The following is a 19,126-nucleotide window of genomic DNA, read 5'->3' as shown; positions in this document are numbered from 1 at the left end:
TTGGGGTTTCCTTGCGCGCATGCCGTGAGTCGTGTGTAAAGGCACCGATGCGCCCAGCCCTGCTCAATCCGCTGTTTGCCCAGGTCACGACCCTGCAAGGGGTCGGCCCGAAGCAGGACAAGCTGCTGCGCTACCTGCTCGACCGCAGCGAGACGCCGCGGCTGGTCGACCTGCTGCTGCATCTGCCGGCGAGCGTGATCGACCGGCGCGCCCGGCCGAAGATCCGCGACGCCGCGGTCGGAACCATGGTGACGCTCGAGGTCACCGTCGACCGCCATCGTCCGCCGCCGCCGCGCAATTCGCGCGCACCCTACCTCGTCTACGCCAGCGACGACACCGGCGACGTCGTGCTGACCTTCTTCCGCGCCCAGCCCGGCTATGTCGAGAAACTGCTGCCGGTCGGCGAGAAGCGCTACGTCTCCGGCACGCTGGCGATGTATGACGGCATCCCGCAGATCGTGCATCCCGATCGCGTCGTCGATGAAGCGGGCTTTGCAAAACTGTCCGGCATCGATCCGGTCTATCCGCTGACCGAGGGGCTTGCGATCGGCTCGCTCCGCCGCGCCATCGCGCAGGCGCTGACCAGGCTGCCGGATCTGCCGGAGTGGATCAGCCCCGAGGTGCTGCGCCGCTGCAACTTCCCGCCGATCAGGGAGGCGCTGACCCGCGTGCATGTGCCGGTCGAGCTAACCGACATCCTGCCCGACGGCCCGTTCTGGTCGCGGCTCGCGTTCGACGAACTGCTCGCCGGCCAGCTCGCGCTCGCCCTGATCCGCGCCACGCTGCGCCGCCCAGCCGGCGTGCGCAACGCCGGCGACGGTCATCTACGCAGGAAGATCATCGATGCCCTGCCCTATGCGCTGACCAGGTCGCAGCAAGAGGCGGTCGCGGCGATCATCGCGGACCTGCAGCAACCGGTGCGAATGTTGCGCCTCGTGCAGGGCGATGTCGGTTCCGGCAAGACCGTGGTGGCGCTGCTGGCAGCCGCTGCGGTTGCGGAAGCCGGCAAGCAGGCCGCGCTGATGGCGCCGACCGAAATTCTGGCGCGCCAGCACATCAAGACCATCGCGCCGCTCGCCGAGAGCGCCGGCCTGCGCGTTGCCATCCTCACCGGCCGCGAGAAAGGCAAGGAGCGCCGCGAACTGTTGGCGCGGCTCGAGGCCGGCGAGATCGATCTCTTGGTCGGCACCCACGCGCTGATCCAGGACGATGTGATCTACAAGGCGCTGGCGCTTGCCGTGGTCGACGAGCAGCATCGCTTCGGCGTGCGCGAACGCCTCGCGCTGACCTCCAAGGGCGAGGCCGTCGACGTGCTGGTGCTGAGCGCCACCCCGATCCCGCGCACGCTGGTGCTGACTTACTTCGGCGACATGGACGTCTCGGAGCTGCGCGAAAAGCCCGCTGGCCGCCAGCCGATCGACACCCGCGCCGTGCCGATGAGCCGGATCGAGGACGTCATGGACGGCGTCGGCCGCGCGCTCGCCGCCGGCAAGCTGGTCTACTGGATCTGCCCGCTGGTCGATGAATCCGAGGCCGAGGGCACCGAGCATCTCACCAACGCGACAGAACGTTTCGAGAGTTTGCAGCAGCGGTTCGGCGATCGTGTCGGCCTCGTGCACGGCCAGATGAAGGGAGCGGAGAAGGATCGCGTGATGGCGCAATTCGCCGCGCACGAGATCGGCCTCCTGGTGGCGACCACGGTGGTTGAGGTCGGCGTCGACGTGCCCGCGGCGACCATCATGGTGATCGAGAACGCCGAACGTTTCGGGCTTGCGCAGCTGCATCAATTGCGCGGGCGCATCGGCCGCGGCTCGGAAGCCTCGACCTGCCTTTTGCTCTACAAGGAGCCGCTCGGCGAGATGTCGAAGGCGCGGCTCAAGGTGATCCGCGAGACCACGGATGGATTCCGGATCGCCGAGGAGGATCTCAAGCTGCGCGGCGAAGGCGACGTGCTCGGCATCCGCCAAAGCGGCCTGCCCGGCTACCGTATCGCGCGCTCCGAGGTGCACGGCCAGCTGATCACCCAGGCCCGCGACGAGGCGCTGCGGATCATGAAGGACAATCCGAAGCTGAAGGGCGAACGCGGCGAAGCGCTGCGCGTCCTGCTCTACCTCTACGAACGCGACGAGGCCGTGCCGCTGATCGGCGCGGGGTGAATTGCACGGTCATTCCGGGATGCGCGAAGCGCAGACCCGGAATCTCGAGATTCCGGGTTCGCATCTTCGATGCGCCCCGGAATGACTCCCACCTATCCTTCCACCTTCGCCGGCGCGGGCTGAGTTGCTGGCTGCAGCGAGGCGTGGTTGGTCGAGGCCTGGCTCGCAATGCGCGCGGCATTGGCCATGCCGGCGAGCGCCGCGGTGCGCTTCTGGTCGTTGGCGCCGGGCTGCACCACGCCGGCCGACATGATCAGCGTCGCGGCATCCTCGGTGCTCATCTCGATCTCGATGATCTTGCTCTTCGGCACATAGAAGAAGAAGCCGGTGGTCGGGTTCGGCGCGCACGGCAGGAACACCGAAATATGCTCCTCCTCTCCGGGGAAGCTGGCGGCGAGCTCGGTGCTCGGCGCCTGCGAGATCAGCACGATCGACCACATGCCGGGCGAGGGAAACTCGACGAGGCCGACGCGGCGGAAGCTCGAGCCGTTGCCGGAGAACAGCGTCTCGAACACCTGCTTCAGGCCGCGATAGATCGCGCGCACCGCAGGGATGCGGCCAAGCAGCCGTTCGCCGAGATCGACCAGGGTTCGCCCGATCAGGTTGGCGGTGAGGAAGCCGAGCAGCGTCAGCGCGATGACCGCGACGATCAGGCCGGAACCCGGCAGGCCGAACGGCAGATAGGTTTCCGGCCGGTAGGCCGTGGGCACAAACGGCCGGACCAGATTGTCGACCCAGTTCACGAACCACCAGGTCAGATACAGGGTGATCGCAACCGGACCGGCCACCACGAGGCCGGTGAGGAAATAGTTGCGAAACCGCGCCATCAGCCCGCGCGGGGCATCCGGGGGCAATTCACCGGTCGAGGCGGGAGGCACTTGGTTGGAGGTCATTGCGGTTCCAAGGTCGTCGAAGCGGCGTCGGAGCGGCCGTAGTCCATCACCCAGCTAAGCCATTCTAGCAGCTTTTTGAAGGGCCGCGTGAAGCCGCGGCTTGCGACTATTCGACCGTGACCGATTTGGCCAGATTCCGGGGCTGATCGACGTCGGTGCCCATCACGACAGCGGTATGATAGGCGAGCAGCTGCACCGGAACGGCGTAGACGATCGGCGCGAAGGTCGCCCCCATGTCCGGCATCACGATCGTCACCAACGACTGGATGGTCGCTTCCGCCGCGCCCTTGGCGTCGGTCATCAGGATGATCTTGCCGCCGCGGGCGGCGACCTCCTGCATGTTGGAGACGGTCTTCTCGAACACCTTGTCGTAGGGCGCGATCACCACGACAGGCATGTGCTCGTCGATCAGCGCGATCGGCCCGTGCTTGAGCTCGCCGGCGGCATAGCCCTCGGCGTGGATGTAGGAGATTTCCTTCAGCTTCAGCGCGCCTTCCAGCGCCAGCGGATAGCTGGTGCCGCGGCCGAGATAGAGCACGTCGCGCGACTTCGAGATCTCGCGCGCCAGCTTCTCGATCTGCACTTCGGTGGTCAGCGCTTCCGACATCAGGCGCGGGATCTCGACCAGGCCATGCACCAGCTTGGCCTCGTCGGCATCGGACAGCTCGCCGCGCGCCTTGCCGGCGGCGACCGCGAGCGAGGCCAGCACCATCAGCTGGCAGGTGAACGCCTTGGTCGAGGCGACGCCGATCTCCGGGCCGGCGAGCGTCTGCAGCACGGTCTCGCTCTCGCGCGCGATCGTCGAGGTCGGCACGTTGACGACCGAGAGCGTGTGCGCGCCCTGCGCCTTGGCGTAGCGCAGCGCCGCCAGCGTGTCGGCGGTCTCGCCCGACTGCGAGATGAAGACCGCAAGGTCGCCCTTGCGCAGCGGTGCCTCGCGGTAGCGGAATTCGGAGGCGACATCGAGCTCGACCGGCAGCCGCGCCAGCCGCTCCAGCCAGTATTTCGCGACGAAGCCGGCATAGCTCGCGGTGCCGCAGGCCGTGATCGAGATGCGCTGGATATCCTTGAAGTCGAACGGCAGTTTCACCGGCATGGTGACGCGCTCGGTCGCCATGTCGACGTAACGCGCGAGCGTGTGCCCGACCACTTCCGGCTGCTCGTGGATCTCCTTCGCCATGAAGTGGCGGTAGTTCGCCTTGTCGACCAGCGCAGTCGCCGTCGTGTGCTTGATCGCCTCGCGGTGGACGATGGCGTTGTCCTTGTCGAAGATCGTGGCGCCCTTGCGGTTCAGCACCACCCAGTCGCCGTCCTCGAGATAGCTGATCGTGTCGGTGAACGGCCCGAGCGCGATCGCGTCGGAGCCGAGATACATCTCGCCCTCGCCATGGCCGACCGCGAGCGGCGGGCCGTTGCGCGCGCCGATCATCAGGTCATCCTCGCCGGCGAAGATGAAGCCGAGCGCAAACGCGCCGCGCAGCTGCGACAGCACCGCCCTCACCGCCTCGATCGGCTTGACGCCGCCCTTCAGCAGATTGTCGACCAGATGCACCACGACCTCGGTGTCGGTCTCGGTCGAGAACGCCGCGCCCTTGGCCTCGAGTTCCTCGCGCAGCTCGCGGAAATTCTCGATGATGCCGTTATGCACCACGGCGACGCGCTCGGTGGCATGGGGATGTGCGTTGTTCTCGGTCGGCCGCCCGTGCGTGGCCCAGCGGGTGTGGCCGATGCCGGTATGGCCGCCGAGCGGCTTGGCCTCGAGCCGGGCTTCGAGGTTCTTCAGCTTGCCCTCGGCGCGGCGCCGCGCCAGGCCGCCATTCTCCAGCGTGGCGACACCGGCGGAATCATAGCCGCGATATTCCAGCCGCTTGAGCGAATCCACCAACTGCTCCGCGACCGGAGCGCGTCCAAGAATGCCGACGATGCCGCACATGCGGTTCAATGTCCCCAAAAATCGCCGAAAATTTGCCAAAGCGGCGACACGGTCCCTTAACGGGAATCGCCGGCCGCAAGATACTCAATAATTATTGCCGATTGCGACAGTCTTAAACGGCAAGGTTGATGCGAAAGGCTGGTTAATCGGGGCTAACCATTTTGGCAAGAGCGCGTCAGCGGGGATCCGCCGGCGCTGGCCACGGTTTCGCCTCCCAGATCGTGGTCCATTCTTGACCCGCGCCGCACGCAGGCGCGCTGACCTCGACGCGAAGCACCACAAAGCTTTCGCGATTGGTCACGTCCAGCCGATAGACATGCCGCAGGTGTCGGCTGGGACACAGGTCGGATCCGGTTTCGGCCTGAAACAAGCCGGCCTCCTCCCTCCATGTGATGAAACCCGGAGTGTCCGTCGTACCGAAGCCGTTCAGCGCGACGTACGGAAACTCCATTGGCTTTGGTCTGCTGACGTCGGAAAGATCGAACGCGCGATGCGATCCGGTCACGGAAAGGCGACAGAACATCAGCGCGAGACGGTGCCCGGCCACTTTCATGAAGCGAACCGGCAACTTCTCGATGTCATCCCTGTATTTGCAGCCGGATTGCTCGGCCGCAAGCGCAAGCACCCTTGGCACCAGGGCCGGATCGGAAATTTCAAAGTCCGTGCGTCCATTGGCAAGACTGCTCCATTCGCGAAGCGCCTCGCGTCGTGCATTGATGCTCGAAGTTTCGTCGCCGCGCGCGACGTGCGCGAGCGGCGGACCGGCCGTGAGAAGACCTCCGAGCAGCACCTTGATCAATCCAGCGATCAGCCGCGCGCTCACGGTTCCCATCCCCGGCCACGCAGCCAGACGTCGCGGCAGGTAACCAGCATGCCGTGCAGTCCGTTCTTGAGGAAAAACAGATAGAGCGCGAACAGCAGCACGAAGCTGAGCCGATCGTCGCCCCAGGAAACGAACTCAGGTTGGTCGTGTGTCTTCCGGGACAGCACCGCCAACTGTCCGGTCTCGGCCCATTGGCAGAGTCGCGCGGCGCTGAAGTACGTCACGAGGCTGCAAAAGACTCCAATCAAAGCGGTCGCAGCATGTTTGCGCATGACGTGTTTTGCCTCGTCGCCTCCTAAAAGCGATGAAACCGCCGGCGGCAAACGCCGTTAACCGCATCAATACGTCATTAACGCCTTTCGGCGAGGCCAGCCGACGCCGGAGGTAGTCGGCGCTCCCAGAAGGTGCTCGGCTGCACGCCATGGCAGCGCATCCTCGGCGCGCGGTAGAGACGCACCTGCGATCCCGGACCGGCGCGCGGCGATCCGGTCGACCTCCCCAAATCACTGAAAATTTGCCGGCTCCGCGACACCCTCCCTTAACGAAGCGTCGCCGGTCGCGCCGCGACATCTTCGCCGCAACCGGGCCCGGGCCAGAAAATGACATGGCGAACTGCCAACATCGGCCCCACGGAGATCGCGAAAGCCAATCACGCAGAAAGGTCGCCAATGACTGAAGTCGCAGCTTCCGGCACGCCCACCTTCGAGGTCGAAACCGACGCGTCCAGGCGCTACTGGCACAACGGGAGCCACAACACGCTGCCGCCGCCGGACATGATGGGCGCGTACATGCGCAACCGTCCCGTGTCGAATCAGCCGGTCGAAGCCCGCAAGGCCTGGATCATCGGCAGCGGCATCGCGGGACTGGCCGCGGCCTTCTACATGATCCGCGACGGCGGCATGAAGGGCGACGACATCACCATTCTCGACACCATGCACATCGAGGGCGGCTCGCTCGACGGCGCCGGTGATCCCGAGAACGGCTACATCATTCGCGGCGGTCGCGAGATGAACTGGAACTACGACAATCTCTGGGACATGTTCCAGGACGTCCAGGCGCTGGAATTGCCCGAGGGTTACAGCGTTCTCGACGAATACCGGCTCGTCAACGACAACGATCCGAACTTCTCCAAGGCGCGGCTGATGCACAAGCGCGGCCAGATCCGCGACTTCTCGACGCTCGGCCTGTCGAAGCCGCAGCAATGGGAATTGATCCGCCTGCTGCTGAAGCGCAAGGAGGATCTCGACGACATCACCATCGAGCAGTACTTCAGCCCGGGCTTCCTCGATACCAACTTCTGGTTCCTCTGGCGCTCGATGTTCGCCTTCGAGAACTGGCAGAGCCTGCTCGAGATGAAGCTCTACATGCATCGCTTCCTCGATGCGATCGACGGGCTGAGCGACATGTCGGCGCTGGTATTTCCGAAATACAACCAGTTCGACAGCTTCGTCCGTCCGCTGGTGACGCATCTGCGTGAGCGCGGCGTCAAGGTGCAGTTCGATACCCGCGCCCACGATCTCGACATCAAGGTCGACGGCGATGCCCGCACGGTCACCGCGATCCACGCCAAGGTGGGCGGCGCCGACACCACCATTCCGGTCGGTCCGAAAGATCTGGTCTTCGCGCTCACGGGATCGATGACCGAGGGCACCGCCTATGGCGACATGGACCACGCTCCGGTTCTTCAGCGCGGCAAGCATGATCCGGGTCAAGCCAGCGACTGGACGCTGTGGACGAACCTGGCGAAGAAATCGCCGATCTTCGGCAAGCCCGAGAAGTTCTACGGCAATGTCGACAAGTCAATGTGGGAGTCGGTCACGCTCACCTGCAAGCCGTCGCCCTTCGTCGACCGGCTGAAGGAGCTTTCAGTCAACGATCCCTATTCCGGCAAGACGGTCACCGGCGGGATCATCACCTTCACCGACTCCAATTGGGTGCTCAGCTTCACCTGCAACCGGCAGCCGCACTTTCCGACCCAGCCGAAGGACGTCCTGGTGGTCTGGGTCTATGCATTGCTGATGGACAAGGAGGGCAACTACGTCAAGAAGCCGATGCCGGCCTGCACCGGCCGCGAGATCTTGGCGGAGCTCTGCTACCACCTCGGCATCGAGGACAAGCTGGATGCGGTCGTGGCGAACACCAAGGCCCGCCTCGCCTTGATGCCCTACATCACCGCGATGTTCATGCCGCGCGCGGCGGGCGACCGGCCGCATCCCGTCCCCGCGGGCTGCACCAATCTGGGCCTGATGGGCCAGTTCGTGGAAACATCGAATGACATCATCTTCACGATGGACAGCTCGGTCCGCACCGCGCGGGTCGCGGTGTACACGCTGCTCAAACTCGCCAAGCAGGTGCCGGACATCAGCCCCACGCAATATGATATCCGGACCATCCTGAAGGGCGCCCGTGCCTTGAACAACAACGAACCATTCCCGGGCGAACGCCTGCTGCACCGGCTGCTCGACAAGACCTACTATGCCCACATTCTTCCGCCACTGCCCGAGCCCGATTCCACGCGGCGCGGCAGTGCCGAGCGCGAGCTGGCGGGACTTCTCGGCAAGGGCGATCAGGCGCTCGGCGCCATCATCGGCTGGCTGGAACGGATTCGAGAGAACATCTCGACCCGCAAGGGCTAGAGCACGATCCGGGAAAGCGCGATGCAACGCCGACGTCGATCCTTGCCGGACGCCCTAATGCTCAACCCGGTAGAGCCGCCATCGCTCCGGCACGCCTTTGAGCTGGTGCGCGCCGCGGTCCTTGAAGCGGATTTCGGACTTTGACATCAGGTCCTTGACGGCGCTCGAGACCAGCACTTCGCCGGCCCGCGCTTTCGCTGCGACGCGCGCGCCGATGTGAAACGCAAGACCGATCACCTCCGCCCCACTCACCTGGTATTCGCCAGCGTGCAGTCCAACCCTGATCTCCAGCCCCAACGTGCGCACGGACTCGCGGATTGCCGTCGCGCAACGGATCCCGGCTGCCGGCGCGCGGAACGTCGCCAGCACCCCGTCCCCCGTCGTCACGACTTCCTTCCCCCGCAAGGCCTTCAGCTCCCTGCGCACAGCGACGTAGTAGTGATTCATCACCGTCGCCCAGCGCGTGTCGCCGAGCCGCGCGGCCTTTTCGGTGGATCGGACGATATCGACATAGAGGATGGTGGCGAGCGCCTGCTTGAGCTGCGAGTCCCGATCGGCGGTTCGGCGCCGGTTCGCGATATTCCCAGCCAGCGGTTCATAGCGATGGCTGCGTCGCCGCGCGATGGCAGCCTTGGTGTAGTCCTGAGCGCGCTGCACCGTGCGGCAGCGAATGGTTTTCTCCTGCGGTGGAAACGTCCAGTAGACCTTTCGCCCGTCGCCCGCGCCATCAACCTGCACGGCGCCCCACTTCAGGAAAACCATCGAGCCGGCCCGTCGAATGCACCATGCCTTCGACGTGTATCCGGAAACGTTCGACTGATGGACTCCGATGCGAAGGAATTTTGGCATGAGCGTCCGGCCGATCGAAGAAGCGTTTGGCAGCCTACCCGGGGTAAAGCGTAGCCATACATTCCCGCGTTGGCAACGGTGCAGGTTTACGGGCTATCGAGAATGCCGGACTTCGATGTTCGCATCGGATCCCGCAAGCGGACGAAGGATTGTATGAGGCCGCACCAGCTCTTCGTCAGCTCCGGCAGTCGCGCCCCTGCCCGTTCAAACCCGCGTCGGCATCGATCGACAGAATTGCCGCGTTTTGCGTATCCGCTATCGGTTGATCTGCATCGCGGAATCGCGCCGGGGTCAGCCGGCTGCGGTCGACCGTCACGCCAAAGATGTCGAAGCGGTTGTAGTAGCCGACCACGTCATGAAACTGTTTCGGCTCGACGCAGCGATTGAGATCGATCTCCGCGTAGGCGATCCCCTCCTCGTCCTGCAATGCATCGCCGAAGACGCTGCCCGTCGGATCGACGAAGAAGCTCGCCGCACGTGGCGTCTGGTCGATCACGTCGGCGATCGTTCGATCGCGTTCGATGAGGAAGGCGCGCATCGCCTGGTCCATGTAGCCGGCGGTGACGATCCCGAATACCTTGGCTTCGAAGCAGTGGGCGCTGGCCCGGATGCGGTTGGCGGCCACGTTGTCGAAATTGCCGCCGCCTGCCGGGCGCCGGGTGGGCCACATCGGCGGCCAGCTCGAAATGTGCACCTGCTCGCCCTGCGCCATCAGCGCGAAGCGGGCCAATGGATTGGTATTCTCGCCGCAAATCAACCCGCCGATCCGGCCCTGCCGCGTCTCCGCGACCTTAAGGCCCGCACCATCGCCGGACGACCACACCAGCTTCTCATAGAAGGTCGGAACCAGCTTGCGGTGATGGATGAGAATTTCTCCGGTCTCGCCGATCAGCAGGTTCGAGTTCCACAGCCCCCCGACGCTGACGGCCGAGCGCTCGCTGATGCCGATCGAGACGGTGACGCCGAGGGCGCGCGCCTCGGCGCACAGCCGCGCCACTTCCGGTCCGTCCGCCAGCACCGATTGCTCCGCCATGCGCACGAACAGATCGTGGTTGTCGATCGGAGGCCACAGCGCGGCCCAGACCGGAAAGGCGGGAATATAGGTCTCGGGAAACGCGATCAGCTCGGCGCCGGCCCTCGCCGCCTCGCGAATGATGGCGATCGCCTTTTCGGTGGTCGCCCAGCTGTCGAGGAAGACGGGCGCGGCGTGGACGGCAGCAGCCTTGAAACGAGGGAGCATGTCGAAAATCCCGGCTAGGCGTTTTCCAGCGAAGTGGATACCGGTTCGCATGAAGAAACGCGTCAAAACAAAAATCTGGAGCCCGTTCCGATCCAATCGGAACGGAAGGCTCTAGGATGAGGGGAGCGAAGCGGTATCATCCCTGCCTTGCCGGCGTGCATGGGAATTGTCGCAATGTCGGTTGCGAAGGATCGGAACCGCCACGCGCTGGAACGGGAATTGCTTTGCTGACAAGGGCCGCAATCTCAACGGCCGCAACCTGGAGGCAGATCATGTTCGACACGATCAACTGGGACGATCTGCGGGTGTTTCTCTGCGCCGCCCGCGCCGGAAATTTGAGTCAGACAGCAAAGCGGCTGCGGCTCGACCATTCCACCGTCAGCCGGCGCATCGCCCAGATGGAAGCTTCCCTCGGGATGGCGGTGTTCGAACGTCACCGCACCGGGCTCAAGCTCAACGAGGTCGGCGAGCGGCTGTTGCGTCATGCCGAGCGGGTCGAGAGCGCGGTGATCGCCATTCGCGAGGAGGCCAGCGCCAGCGACACCCAGGAGCTCGTCGGGACCGTGCGGCTCGCCACCATGGAGGGGATCGCCTCGCTCTATCTGGCGCAACGCTTTGCCAGGCTGCGACGCACCGCGCCACAGCTCAGCGTCGAACTCGTCACGTCCGCCCAGACGGTCTACGTCCATAAGCGCGAGGCCGATCTGTTCGTGTCCTTCTTCCGACCACCTGGTCCCGGCCTGATCTCGGAGCGCATCGGCAAGTTTCGGCTCGGGCTATTCGCGAGCCAGGACTATCTCGACAACCATGGGATGCCCGCAAGCCTGCGCGACCTGCAGGATCATTGGTTCGTGTCCTATATCGAGGACCTGATCCAGGTCGATTCGGTGCGCTGGCTCGCCGACGTCATCGAAGAGCCGAAAATCGCCTTCCACTCCAACAGCATGATCGCGCAGATGAACGCCGCGGCGGGCGGCCTCGGCATCGTGATGCTGCCGAGCTTTGCCACCAGGGACCGGCCCGACCTGATACCCGTGCTGCCCACTCTCGCCGGCACCGTTCGCGAGGTCTGGCTCAACGTCCATAGCGACCTGCAATTCGCCCCGCGCATCCGCGCCGTCCGCGCCTTCCTGAAAAATACCCTGAAGCAGGATCCCGACATGCAGGTCACGCTGGCCGATGTCGTGCCGCAGCCGCGCACAGCAGATTGCAAAAATCCATAATTCCCTTCCGTCAGACCCCGGCTGAAGCTCGTCCGATTGGCGCAAGCAGAGCGCGCTGAAGTTTTGAGGGGGCCGATATGAACGTGGTTATTCCCGGCAATGCCGATCCGGCGCAGAGCGGCGGCGCATTGGCCAAGAAAGCGGCCAAGAAACAGGCCGAGCAACTGGCCAAGAAGCGGCTGACCGTCGCGCTCGTTCTGAGCGTCGCGATGATCGCGATCTATTTCGGCTTCATGGGGCTGTTCGCGTTCGACAAGCCGCTGCTCGGCACCATCCTGATGCCCGGCCTGTCGCTTTGTATCGTGCTCGGCCCGCTCGTCATCATCTCTTCCTTCGTGCTCTGCCTGGTCTACGTGCTGTGGGCGAACCGGGTGTTCGACGCAGGCGTTCGCGAGCTTCGCTAAGGGGACAGGCAAATGGGCAGCAGCACGCTTTCGATCGGGTTCTTCTTCGCCTTCATGGCGTTGACGCTGGCGATCACCTATTGGGCTGCGCGGCGCACGCGCACCACCGAGCACTTCTTTGCCGCCGGCGGCCAAGTCACGCCGTGGCAGAACGGCTGGGCACTCGCGGGAGACTTCCTCAGCGCCGCGGCGCTGCTCGGAATTGCCGGCATCGTCACCTCGAACGGCTTCGACGGCATGATCTATTCGATCGGGTGGCTGGTCGGCTGGCCGATCATTCTGTTCCTGATCGTCGAACCATTGCGCAATGTCGGCCGCTTCACCTTCGCCGACGTCGTGGCCTATCGCCTGCGCCAGCGCCCGGTGCGCCTCGCCGGCGCCATCGGTACACTTGCCGTCATCCTGTTCTACCTGATCGCCCAGATGGTCGCGACAGGATCGCTGATCAAGCTGCTGTTCGGCCTGCCCTACACCTGGTCGGTCATCGTCGTCGGCAGCGTGATGCTGGTCTATGTGCTGTTCGGCGGCATGTTGGCGACGACCTGGGTGCAGGTGGTCAAGGCTGTGCTGCTGATGGGCGGCGGCATCCTGCTCGCCTTCCTCGTGTTGACCCATTTCGACATGAACCCGCTGAAGCTGTTCGCCGCGGCGTCCGAGAAATACGGCACCAAGGTGCTGCAGCCGGGATCGAAGGTGGTCTCGGGTCAATGGGATGCCATCTCGCTCGGGCTCGGCCTGATGTTCGGAACCGCCGCGATGCCGCATGTGCTGATGCGGGCCTATACGGTGAAGGATTCCAAAGCCGCACGGCTGTCGATCCTCTATGCCACCGGCCTGATCGGTGTCTTTCATCTCATGGTCTTCATCATCGGCTTTGGCGCCATGGTGCTGGTCGGCCCCGAGGCGGTGGCCAAGGCCGGAGGCGGCGGCAACATGGCAGCGCCCCTGCTCGCGCTCACCGTCGGCGGCAATGCGTTCTTCGGCTTCATCTGTGCGGTCGCGTTCGCGACCATGCTCGCCGTCGTCGCGGGGCTGACGCTGTCGGGCGTCGCCACGCTCTGCCACGACGTCTGGACCAATGTGATCCGGAACGGCACCGCTCAGGAGGCCGAGCAGCTCAAGGTCGCGCGGGTCGCGACTGTTCTGATTTCCATCCTCGCCATCGGCCTGGGCATCGCGTTCGAAGGCCAGAATGTCGCCTTCATGGCGGGACTTGCGTTCTCGATCGCCTGCGCCGCCAACTTCCCTTCGCTCGTGCTCGCCATCACCTGGCGCCACTTCACGACGCCTGCTGCCGTGGCGAGCATCCTCGTCGGCACGCTGAGCTCGCTGGTGCTGATCTATCTGTCCCCGACCATCCAGGTCGACATTCTCGGCAAGCCGCTCGCCGCGGTCGAGCATCAATGGTGGTTCATATCGCTGCGCAATCCCGCGATCATCAGCATGCCGCTATCCTTTGCGGTCGCGATCCTGCTGTCGCTGGTCACACGCGAGAAGAACGCAAACCTCGCCTTTGACGAGATGCAGCGGCGCATCCTGCTCGGACCTGTCCAGCAGAAGACCGACGAGCCGCGCCAGGCGAAGAATGCGGCATGAACCGCGGCGCGGGGGACGCAGATGTATGTCGCACTGACCGTGCCACCTATTCGGTGTCGTCCCTGCGAAAGCAGGGACCCATAACCGCCGATGGTTATTGTTTCACGATGCTGGAACGACGAATCCCGTTCACAACGCTGGCCGCGGAGTATGGGTCCCTGCTTTCGCAGGGACGACAACTTCGTGGGGACTCGGAATCACGTCGCGAGAAGATCACTTCCCCTTCGCGGCCTTCTCCTTCAGCTTCGCCGTGCGGTAGCGCGCGGCGCCGCCTTCGCGGATGGACTGCTCGCTGCGCTCGAGCGCCATCGCATCGTCGGGAACATCCTTGGTGATCACCGAGCCCGAGCCGATATAGGCGCCCTTGCCGATCGTGACCGGCGCGACCAGCGACGTATTGGTGCCGATGAAGGCGCCCTCGCCGATCAGCGTCTTGTGCTTGAGGAAGCCGTCATAGTTGCAGGTGATGGTGCCGGCACCGAGGTTGGAATTGGCACCGACATGGGCGTCGCCGACATAGGAGAGATGGTTGACCTTGACCCCGGCCTCCAGCCGCGAACCCTTGGTCTCGACGAAATTGCCGATCTTCACGCCGTCGCCGAGCGAAGTGCCGGGCCGCAGCCGCGCGTAGGGTCCGAGCTCCACCTTCTTGCCGAGCGTGGACTGGGTGATGTGCGAGAAGGAATGGATCACGGCGCCGTCGTCGATCGACACGCCGGGACCGATCACCACGAATGGCTCGATCGTGACGTCCTTGCCGAATTTGGTGTCGGCGGCGAGATAGATGGTCTCCGGCGCGATCAGGGTCACGCCGGCCTCGAGCGCCTGCTTGCGCAGCCGCGCCTGCATCACGGCCTCGGCCTCGGCGAGCTGCGCCTTGGTGTTGATGCCGCGCACTTCGTCTTCGCTGGTCTCGATCACGACGGCCTCCAGTCCGAGTTCCCTGACAATGCCGACGGCATCGGTCAGATAATATTCGCCCTTGGCGTTGGCGTTGCCGATCTTCTCGATGATCGCGAGCGCCTTCTTGCCGTCGAACGCCATCACGCCGGCATTGCACAGCGTGATCTTGCGCTCTTCGGCACTGGCATCGGCCTGCTCGCGGATCGCAACCAGCTTGCCGTTCTCGACCACCAGCCGGCCATAGCCGGTCGGGTCGGCAGCATGGAAGCCGAGCACCGCAAGGGCCGCGCCGCCGCGCAGCGGCGCGCGCATGCGGGCAAAGGTCTCGGCCGAGATCAGCGGCGTGTCGCCGAATGCGATCAAGAGGTCGTCGGCGCCGCGGGCGATCGCCTCGCGCGCCGCCAGCACCGCATGCGCGGTGCCGAGCCGCTCGCGCTGCACGAAGGCTTGCGCGTCGGGCCGCACCCGCCGCGCCTCGGCGGCGACCGCCTCGTGGTCCGGGCCGATCACGACCGCGAGCTGCGATCCCTCGCCGGAGGCCGCGGCGTCGAGCACGTGCGCCAGCAGCGGCTGCCCGGCCACCGGGTGCAGCACCTTCGGCAGCGACGAGCGCATCCGCGTGCCCTCGCCGGCCGCAAGCACCACTGTCAGGCTCGTTCGCGCAGTCATTCGCAATCCTCGATGTCGCGCGCAGTTTCGCTGCGCAAAGCTCTCTTCGAGGCCGTCTTTAATTGTTTTCCCCGGCAGAAGAAACCGATTCGCCTCGGTGGCGCTCCGGATTCAAGTTCCCGGTCCATTTCCTGTTAATCTTTGCCTCGTGATTCGGCGGGCCTTGAGGAGGGCCAAGCGGGCTTTGGCCAAAGATCGCGACAATCTGGCGGCGGAATTCGACACCGAGAGCACCACCGGCTTTTTGGCCGAGGAGGATGCTCTGGATCGCCGCATGCTGTGGCGGCTCGGCTCGTGGGGCGTTGCCGCCGTCGGCGCCATCACCGTCGCGGTGATGGCCAACCAGTCGGCGTTGACGCTGCGGCGCGACCAGGTCGCCGCCGCGGACCTCGCGCGACAGGCCCAGCAGTTGCAGACGCTGGCGAAGGAGAGCCACAACGAGACGCGCCGGCTGGCGTCCGCGATCGATACGCTCAACGGCGACCGCGACCGGCTGTATTCGCGCGTCACCACGCTGGAGCAGGGTCTCGACTCCGTGACCGGCGCGATCGCCAGGCAGCCGCCGGCACCAGCGGCGGCACCATCGCCCTTGGCGGCGGCGTCCGGTGCCTCGCCCGCAACCGCCAGCTCGTCTCCCGCCGCCTCCGCGCCAACCGTTGCCGCTGTCGCAACGCCGCCGCCGGTCGCGTTGGACAAGCCGGCAGCGATCGACAAGCCGCCTGCAGCCGGCGACAGCAAGGCGATTGGGCCGCTCGAGAAGCCGGTTGCGGCGGCCGAAAAGCCGGTAACGGCCGACAAGAAACCGGCGCTCGCGGCCGCCAAGCCGCAGGCTGCGGCGGAGAAGCCGCCAGCCTCCGACAATTCGCCGCCGAATTCCGCCTCCGCCGCATCGATCGCCAGTCCGATGAGCGCCGCGGCGGTCAGCGCCGAGGATGCACCCGCTGCGCCGGCGCCGATCGCGGACAAGCCGCCTGCCGACAAGCCGGTCCTGGCATCGCTCGATCCTGCAGCGAACAAGGCAACCGAAGCGGTCAAGCCGCCGACCGCCAACGATGTCACCGCCGCACCGATCCCTCCGCTGGTGATCACGGCGGATCCGGACTCCGAGGACGATGCGCCACAGGCACAGATCCACCGCACCGAGTTCGGCGTCGATCTCGGCACGGCCAATTCGGTCAATGGACTGCGCGCGCTGTGGCGCGGCCTGTTGAAATCGAAGGCCAACGCGCCGCTGGCGGCGCTGCGGCCGATCATCGTGATCAAGGAGAACAGCAACGGGCTCGGCATGCAGCTGCGCCTGGTGGCCGGACCGCTGAACGATGCCGGCACCGCCGCCAGGATCTGCGCGGGCCTCAACCTGGTGCAGCGGACCTGCGAGACGGCGATCTATGACGGACAGCGGCTGGCCCTCAACGAGCCGCCCGCCGGAGCCAAGCCGGCGCCATCGCATCGGCGGGCCGTGCCGAAGCGCGCCGTCGCACCGCCGCCATCGCCGCAACCGGTCGCGGAGGACAAGAAGCCGGAGCCGACCACGATCTCCTCGATGTTCCGGCGGAACAGCCAATAATCATGTTAGCCAAGGGATTGTGGCCGGATTTTCAACCGATTTCGATGCTCCGACCGAGCTTGTCCCGCAACCCGATCCCGACCATAGTGCCGCGATGACAAAACCTCCGTTCCGCCTCTCCCCCTATCAGGTCCAGTTCCTGATGGTCGTGGGCTTCGTAACCGTCGGCTATGCGCTCTACGTGCGCTATCTGGCAATCGAGTTCTCTCCCGTTGCACTGGCCTGCGACGCCGGCACGCAGACCATGCTCTGCAAGGCTCGCGCGCTGTCGACCGTACTGTTCAAGAACTCGGTGTTCGGGATCACCGCGCTGGTAATCGCGGTGCTCAACCTGACGCGGCCGTCGATCGTGCTGCTCACCGTCGGCTTGATCGCTGCGGGGCTCGGGATCGTGCTCTACAACGTCGTGCTGTCGGGGCTTGCGATCGGGCTGTTCATCCTGGGTTTTGCGCGGCCCGCGCCCGCCACAGCGTAGCGGCAAGCAAAAGGTACATCACGCAGGTCCAGTCCGACTGCCAGTTGATCGTACCCTCATTGTAGATCGTGTAGAGGGCGGCGATCGCCAACAGGCCGGCGAATACGGATTCCGCGAGCGGCCGGATGCCTTCCTTCGGGCGATTGAGCATGGTCAGCAGCGCGAATGGCACCACCGCCATGGTCAGCGAGGCATACGGGAAATCGCGGTAGCGCGGATCGAAGGTGAAGCCGAGCGCGGTTTCGGCAGCAATCACCGTGGTGATGATCAGCACAATCGCCAGCACCGCGCCGATCACGCCCTTGCCGCGATAGTCGCGCGGCCCGACCAGCTCCAGGAAGGTCGGCAGCGATCGCCCGGCGATCAGCGCATGCGCCGTCAGCAGTGGCGCAGCAATGCCCGCCGCGAGCAGCACGCCCCAATGCAGCCAGCCGCCGACGCCGTAGCTCTCGTAATACATCTTGTCGCCGGCAATCCCGAGCAGCGCCCCCGCCGTCGTCGCCGAAATGGCGACCGCGATCCAGGCCGACGGCCGCGGCGTCCAGGGCCGGCGGCGCAGCGTCAGCCAGGCCGCCAGGAAGGTGGCGACGGATAGCGCCATGCCGCCCGCCATCTGCAGCTTCCAGTCCGGATAGTTCGTGATAGCAACGCCGGGCGGATATTTCACCTGCCGCTTGACCGAATCGAACAGGCCCCAATTGCCGCCGACCGTGCCCTCGAGCTTGCGCTTCCAGGGCTGGTCGTAGGCCTCGATCAGGTTGACCCGAAAGCCCTCGCGCTTGGCGAGGTCGAGGATCTCGGACACCACCCGCGCCTGGTTGGTGCGCGACGGCAATGCGCCCTCCCGCATCCGCCCCTGGCTCGGCCAGCCGGTCTCGCCGATCAGGATCTCCTTGCCGGGGAATGTCACCGCCATCCGCTTGCGGATATCGTCGACATGCGCCGCGGCGTACTTCGCCTTGACCGGGATGTCCTCCCAATACGGCAGGATGTGAATGGTGACGAAATCGACCGCGTCATAAATCTCGCGGTTCTTCACCCAGTATTCCCAGACGTCGGCATAGGTGACGGGAAGATTGCCCGCCGCCGCCTTCACCGCGCGGATGTTGCCGGCAAGATCGTTGGCGGTCATCTCGCCGCGCAGCAGCACCTCGTTGCCGACGATCAGCGAGGTGACGACGCCGGGATACTCCTTGGCGAGCCGGACCGCGATCGCGATCTGCTGCAAATTCTTGAAGCGGTTGCTGCTGAGCCAGATGCCCTGCATCACCTTCAGCCCGACCTTGGCCGCAACGCCGGGGACCTGGTCGAGGCCGTTCTCGATCGAATAGGTGCGCACGCAGTCGGTGACCTTGGCGAGATCGGTCAGATCCTGCTCGATCTGCTCGACTGGAATCTGCGTGGTGGGATCCAACGGCGTCTGCGCGCCGCGGAACGGCGTATAGGACACGCATTGCAGCTTTGCAGCAGGATCGATCGGCGCGCGCACGAGCGTAATCGGCGTGGCGAGCCACCACCACACGGATGCAATCACGGCGAGCGAGATCAGGAGAAGCGCCAGCGGCGTACGAAGCGAAATCGGTTCCATCCTCCGGGGGACCGTCGAATTAGCCGGTCACAGCCCATCTGCCAAGAGCGGGATTAGGTCAATACCATGGTTGTCCTGCGACAGTTTTGCGCTGGGTCGATAAAGTTGTGAGTTTGCTGGACAAAATACCAAATTCCAGTCATGGGATTCCGCCAGAGTCTCCGCCGCACT

Annotated in this window: 15 protein-coding genes; 7 read left to right on the top strand and 8 right to left on the bottom strand. The window is 65.0% G+C overall.

Features of this window, described 5'->3' with window-relative positions; genetic code table 11:
• The first annotated feature begins 47 nt into the window (after nt 1–47).
• Nucleotides 48–2,156, top strand: coding sequence for an ATP-dependent DNA helicase RecG (gene recG, locus PMN64_RS19960; RefSeq protein ID WP_411781846.1), 2,109 nt, complete (start codon nt 48–50; stop codon nt 2,154–2,156).
• 92 nt (nt 2,157–2,248) lie between these two features.
• Here the strand turns inward: recG and PMN64_RS19955 are convergent, their stop codons facing one another.
• The 4 genes from PMN64_RS19955 to PMN64_RS19940 form a co-directional block, all read right to left on the bottom strand.
• Nucleotides 2,249–3,049, bottom strand: coding sequence for a DUF502 domain-containing protein (locus PMN64_RS19955; RefSeq protein WP_411781845.1), 801 nt, complete (start codon nt 3,047–3,049; stop codon nt 2,249–2,251).
• Between the two features lie 106 nt (nt 3,050–3,155).
• The gene (gene glmS / locus PMN64_RS19950; protein WP_028340707.1) at nt 3,156–4,982 is read right to left on the bottom strand and encodes a glutamine--fructose-6-phosphate transaminase (isomerizing); all 1,827 of its coding nucleotides are present in this window, start codon (nt 4,980–4,982) and stop codon (nt 3,156–3,158) included.
• Between the two features lie 175 nt (nt 4,983–5,157).
• On the bottom strand, nt 5,158–5,805 hold the full coding sequence (locus tag PMN64_RS19945; protein WP_411781844.1) for a hypothetical protein: 648 nt from the start codon (nt 5,803–5,805) through the stop codon (nt 5,158–5,160).
• Nucleotides 5,802–6,077, bottom strand: a complete 276-nt coding sequence (locus PMN64_RS19940; RefSeq protein ID WP_304495359.1) for a hypothetical protein — start codon at nt 6,075–6,077, stop codon at nt 5,802–5,804. Before PMN64_RS19940 ends, PMN64_RS19945 begins: the two co-directional genes overlap by 4 nt.
• A 396-nt stretch (nt 6,078–6,473) precedes the next feature.
• On the opposite strand from PMN64_RS19940, the gene PMN64_RS19935 reads away from it, so the two are divergent.
• Nucleotides 6,474–8,441: an oleate hydratase gene (locus PMN64_RS19935; protein ID WP_411781843.1), complete on the top strand. Its 1,968-nt coding sequence runs from the start codon at nt 6,474–6,476 to the stop codon at nt 8,439–8,441.
• Between the two features lie 54 nt (nt 8,442–8,495).
• Here PMN64_RS19935 and PMN64_RS19930 read toward each other — a convergent pair whose 3' ends face one another.
• Both PMN64_RS19930 and PMN64_RS19925 read right to left on the bottom strand, forming a co-directional pair.
• Nucleotides 8,496–9,290, bottom strand: a complete 795-nt coding sequence (locus tag PMN64_RS19930) for an adenylate/guanylate cyclase domain-containing protein (RefSeq protein WP_028340711.1) — start codon at nt 9,288–9,290, stop codon at nt 8,496–8,498.
• Between the two features lie 175 nt (nt 9,291–9,465).
• A complete protein-coding gene (locus PMN64_RS19925) occupies nt 9,466–10,530 on the bottom strand; it encodes a carbon-nitrogen hydrolase family protein (RefSeq protein ID WP_028340712.1) in 1,065 nt (354 codons plus the stop codon).
• 272 nt (nt 10,531–10,802) lie between these two features.
• Between PMN64_RS19925 and PMN64_RS19920 the strand changes: the two genes are divergently transcribed.
• From PMN64_RS19920 to PMN64_RS19910, 3 genes are all read left to right on the top strand, one after another.
• The gene (locus PMN64_RS19920) at nt 10,803–11,753 is read left to right on the top strand and encodes a LysR family transcriptional regulator (protein ID WP_411781842.1); all 951 of its coding nucleotides are present in this window, start codon (nt 10,803–10,805) and stop codon (nt 11,751–11,753) included.
• A 77-nt stretch (nt 11,754–11,830) separates the two neighbouring features.
• A complete protein-coding gene (locus PMN64_RS19915; RefSeq protein ID WP_411781841.1) occupies nt 11,831–12,157 on the top strand; it encodes a DUF485 domain-containing protein in 327 nt (108 codons plus the stop codon).
• Between the two features lie 12 nt (nt 12,158–12,169).
• Nucleotides 12,170–13,753, top strand: a complete 1,584-nt coding sequence (locus tag PMN64_RS19910; RefSeq protein WP_411781840.1) for a cation acetate symporter — start codon at nt 12,170–12,172, stop codon at nt 13,751–13,753.
• Between the two features lie 213 nt (nt 13,754–13,966).
• On the opposite strand, the gene glmU is transcribed toward PMN64_RS19910, so the two are convergent.
• Nucleotides 13,967–15,325: a bifunctional UDP-N-acetylglucosamine diphosphorylase/glucosamine-1-phosphate N-acetyltransferase GlmU gene (gene glmU / locus PMN64_RS19905; protein ID WP_411781839.1), complete on the bottom strand. Its 1,359-nt coding sequence runs from the start codon at nt 15,323–15,325 to the stop codon at nt 13,967–13,969.
• A 184-nt stretch (nt 15,326–15,509) separates the two neighbouring features.
• Between glmU and PMN64_RS19900 the strand changes: the two genes are divergently transcribed.
• Both PMN64_RS19900 and PMN64_RS19895 read left to right on the top strand, forming a co-directional pair.
• Nucleotides 15,510–16,892 (top strand): hypothetical protein, encoded by a 1,383-nt coding sequence (locus PMN64_RS19900; protein WP_411781838.1) that lies wholly within the window; start codon nt 15,510–15,512, stop codon nt 16,890–16,892.
• Between the two features lie 94 nt (nt 16,893–16,986).
• The gene (locus PMN64_RS19895; RefSeq protein WP_018271584.1) at nt 16,987–17,367 is read left to right on the top strand and encodes a hypothetical protein; all 381 of its coding nucleotides are present in this window, start codon (nt 16,987–16,989) and stop codon (nt 17,365–17,367) included.
• Here the strand turns inward: PMN64_RS19895 and PMN64_RS19890 are convergent.
• Nucleotides 17,327–18,955: a beta-(1-6) glucans synthase gene (locus PMN64_RS19890; RefSeq protein WP_411781837.1), complete on the bottom strand. Its 1,629-nt coding sequence runs from the start codon at nt 18,953–18,955 to the stop codon at nt 17,327–17,329. The genes PMN64_RS19895 and PMN64_RS19890 overlap by 41 nt on opposite strands.
• Nucleotides 18,956–19,126 lie beyond the last annotated feature (171 nt).

Source organism: Bradyrhizobium sp. UFLA01-814 (assembly GCF_046718885.1).
GTDB lineage: Bacteria > Pseudomonadota > Alphaproteobacteria > Rhizobiales > Xanthobacteraceae > Bradyrhizobium > Bradyrhizobium elkanii.
The sequence above is the reverse complement of the archived record's forward strand: the minus strand, read 5'-3'. Positions and strand labels throughout refer to the sequence as shown.

Excerpts from the sequence above, each read along its gene's own strand:
- recG (WP_411781846.1), top strand. The coding sequence starts at position 48 with ATGCGCCCAGCCCTGCTCAATCCGCTGTTTGCCCAGGTCACGACCCTG.
- PMN64_RS19955 (WP_411781845.1), bottom strand. The coding sequence starts at position 3,049 with ATGACCTCCAACCAAGTGCCTCCCGCCTCGACCGGTGAATTGCCCCCG.
- glmS (WP_028340707.1), bottom strand. The coding sequence starts at position 4,982 with ATGTGCGGCATCGTCGGCATTCTTGGACGCGCTCCGGTCGCGGAGCAG.
- PMN64_RS19940 (WP_304495359.1), bottom strand. The coding sequence starts at position 6,077 with ATGCGCAAACATGCTGCGACCGCTTTGATTGGAGTCTTTTGCAGCCTC.
- PMN64_RS19935 (WP_411781843.1), top strand. The coding sequence starts at position 6,474 with ATGACTGAAGTCGCAGCTTCCGGCACGCCCACCTTCGAGGTCGAAACC.
- PMN64_RS19930 (WP_028340711.1), bottom strand. The coding sequence starts at position 9,290 with ATGCCAAAATTCCTTCGCATCGGAGTCCATCAGTCGAACGTTTCCGGA.
- PMN64_RS19925 (WP_028340712.1), bottom strand. The coding sequence starts at position 10,530 with ATGCTCCCTCGTTTCAAGGCTGCTGCCGTCCACGCCGCGCCCGTCTTC.
- PMN64_RS19920 (WP_411781842.1), top strand. The coding sequence starts at position 10,803 with ATGTTCGACACGATCAACTGGGACGATCTGCGGGTGTTTCTCTGCGCC.
- PMN64_RS19915 (WP_411781841.1), top strand. The coding sequence starts at position 11,831 with ATGAACGTGGTTATTCCCGGCAATGCCGATCCGGCGCAGAGCGGCGGC.
- PMN64_RS19910 (WP_411781840.1), top strand. The coding sequence starts at position 12,170 with ATGGGCAGCAGCACGCTTTCGATCGGGTTCTTCTTCGCCTTCATGGCG.
- glmU (WP_411781839.1), bottom strand. The coding sequence starts at position 15,325 with ATGACTGCGCGAACGAGCCTGACAGTGGTGCTTGCGGCCGGCGAGGGC.
- PMN64_RS19895 (WP_018271584.1), top strand. The coding sequence starts at position 16,987 with ATGACAAAACCTCCGTTCCGCCTCTCCCCCTATCAGGTCCAGTTCCTG.
- PMN64_RS19890 (WP_411781837.1), bottom strand. The coding sequence starts at position 18,955 with ATGGAACCGATTTCGCTTCGTACGCCGCTGGCGCTTCTCCTGATCTCG.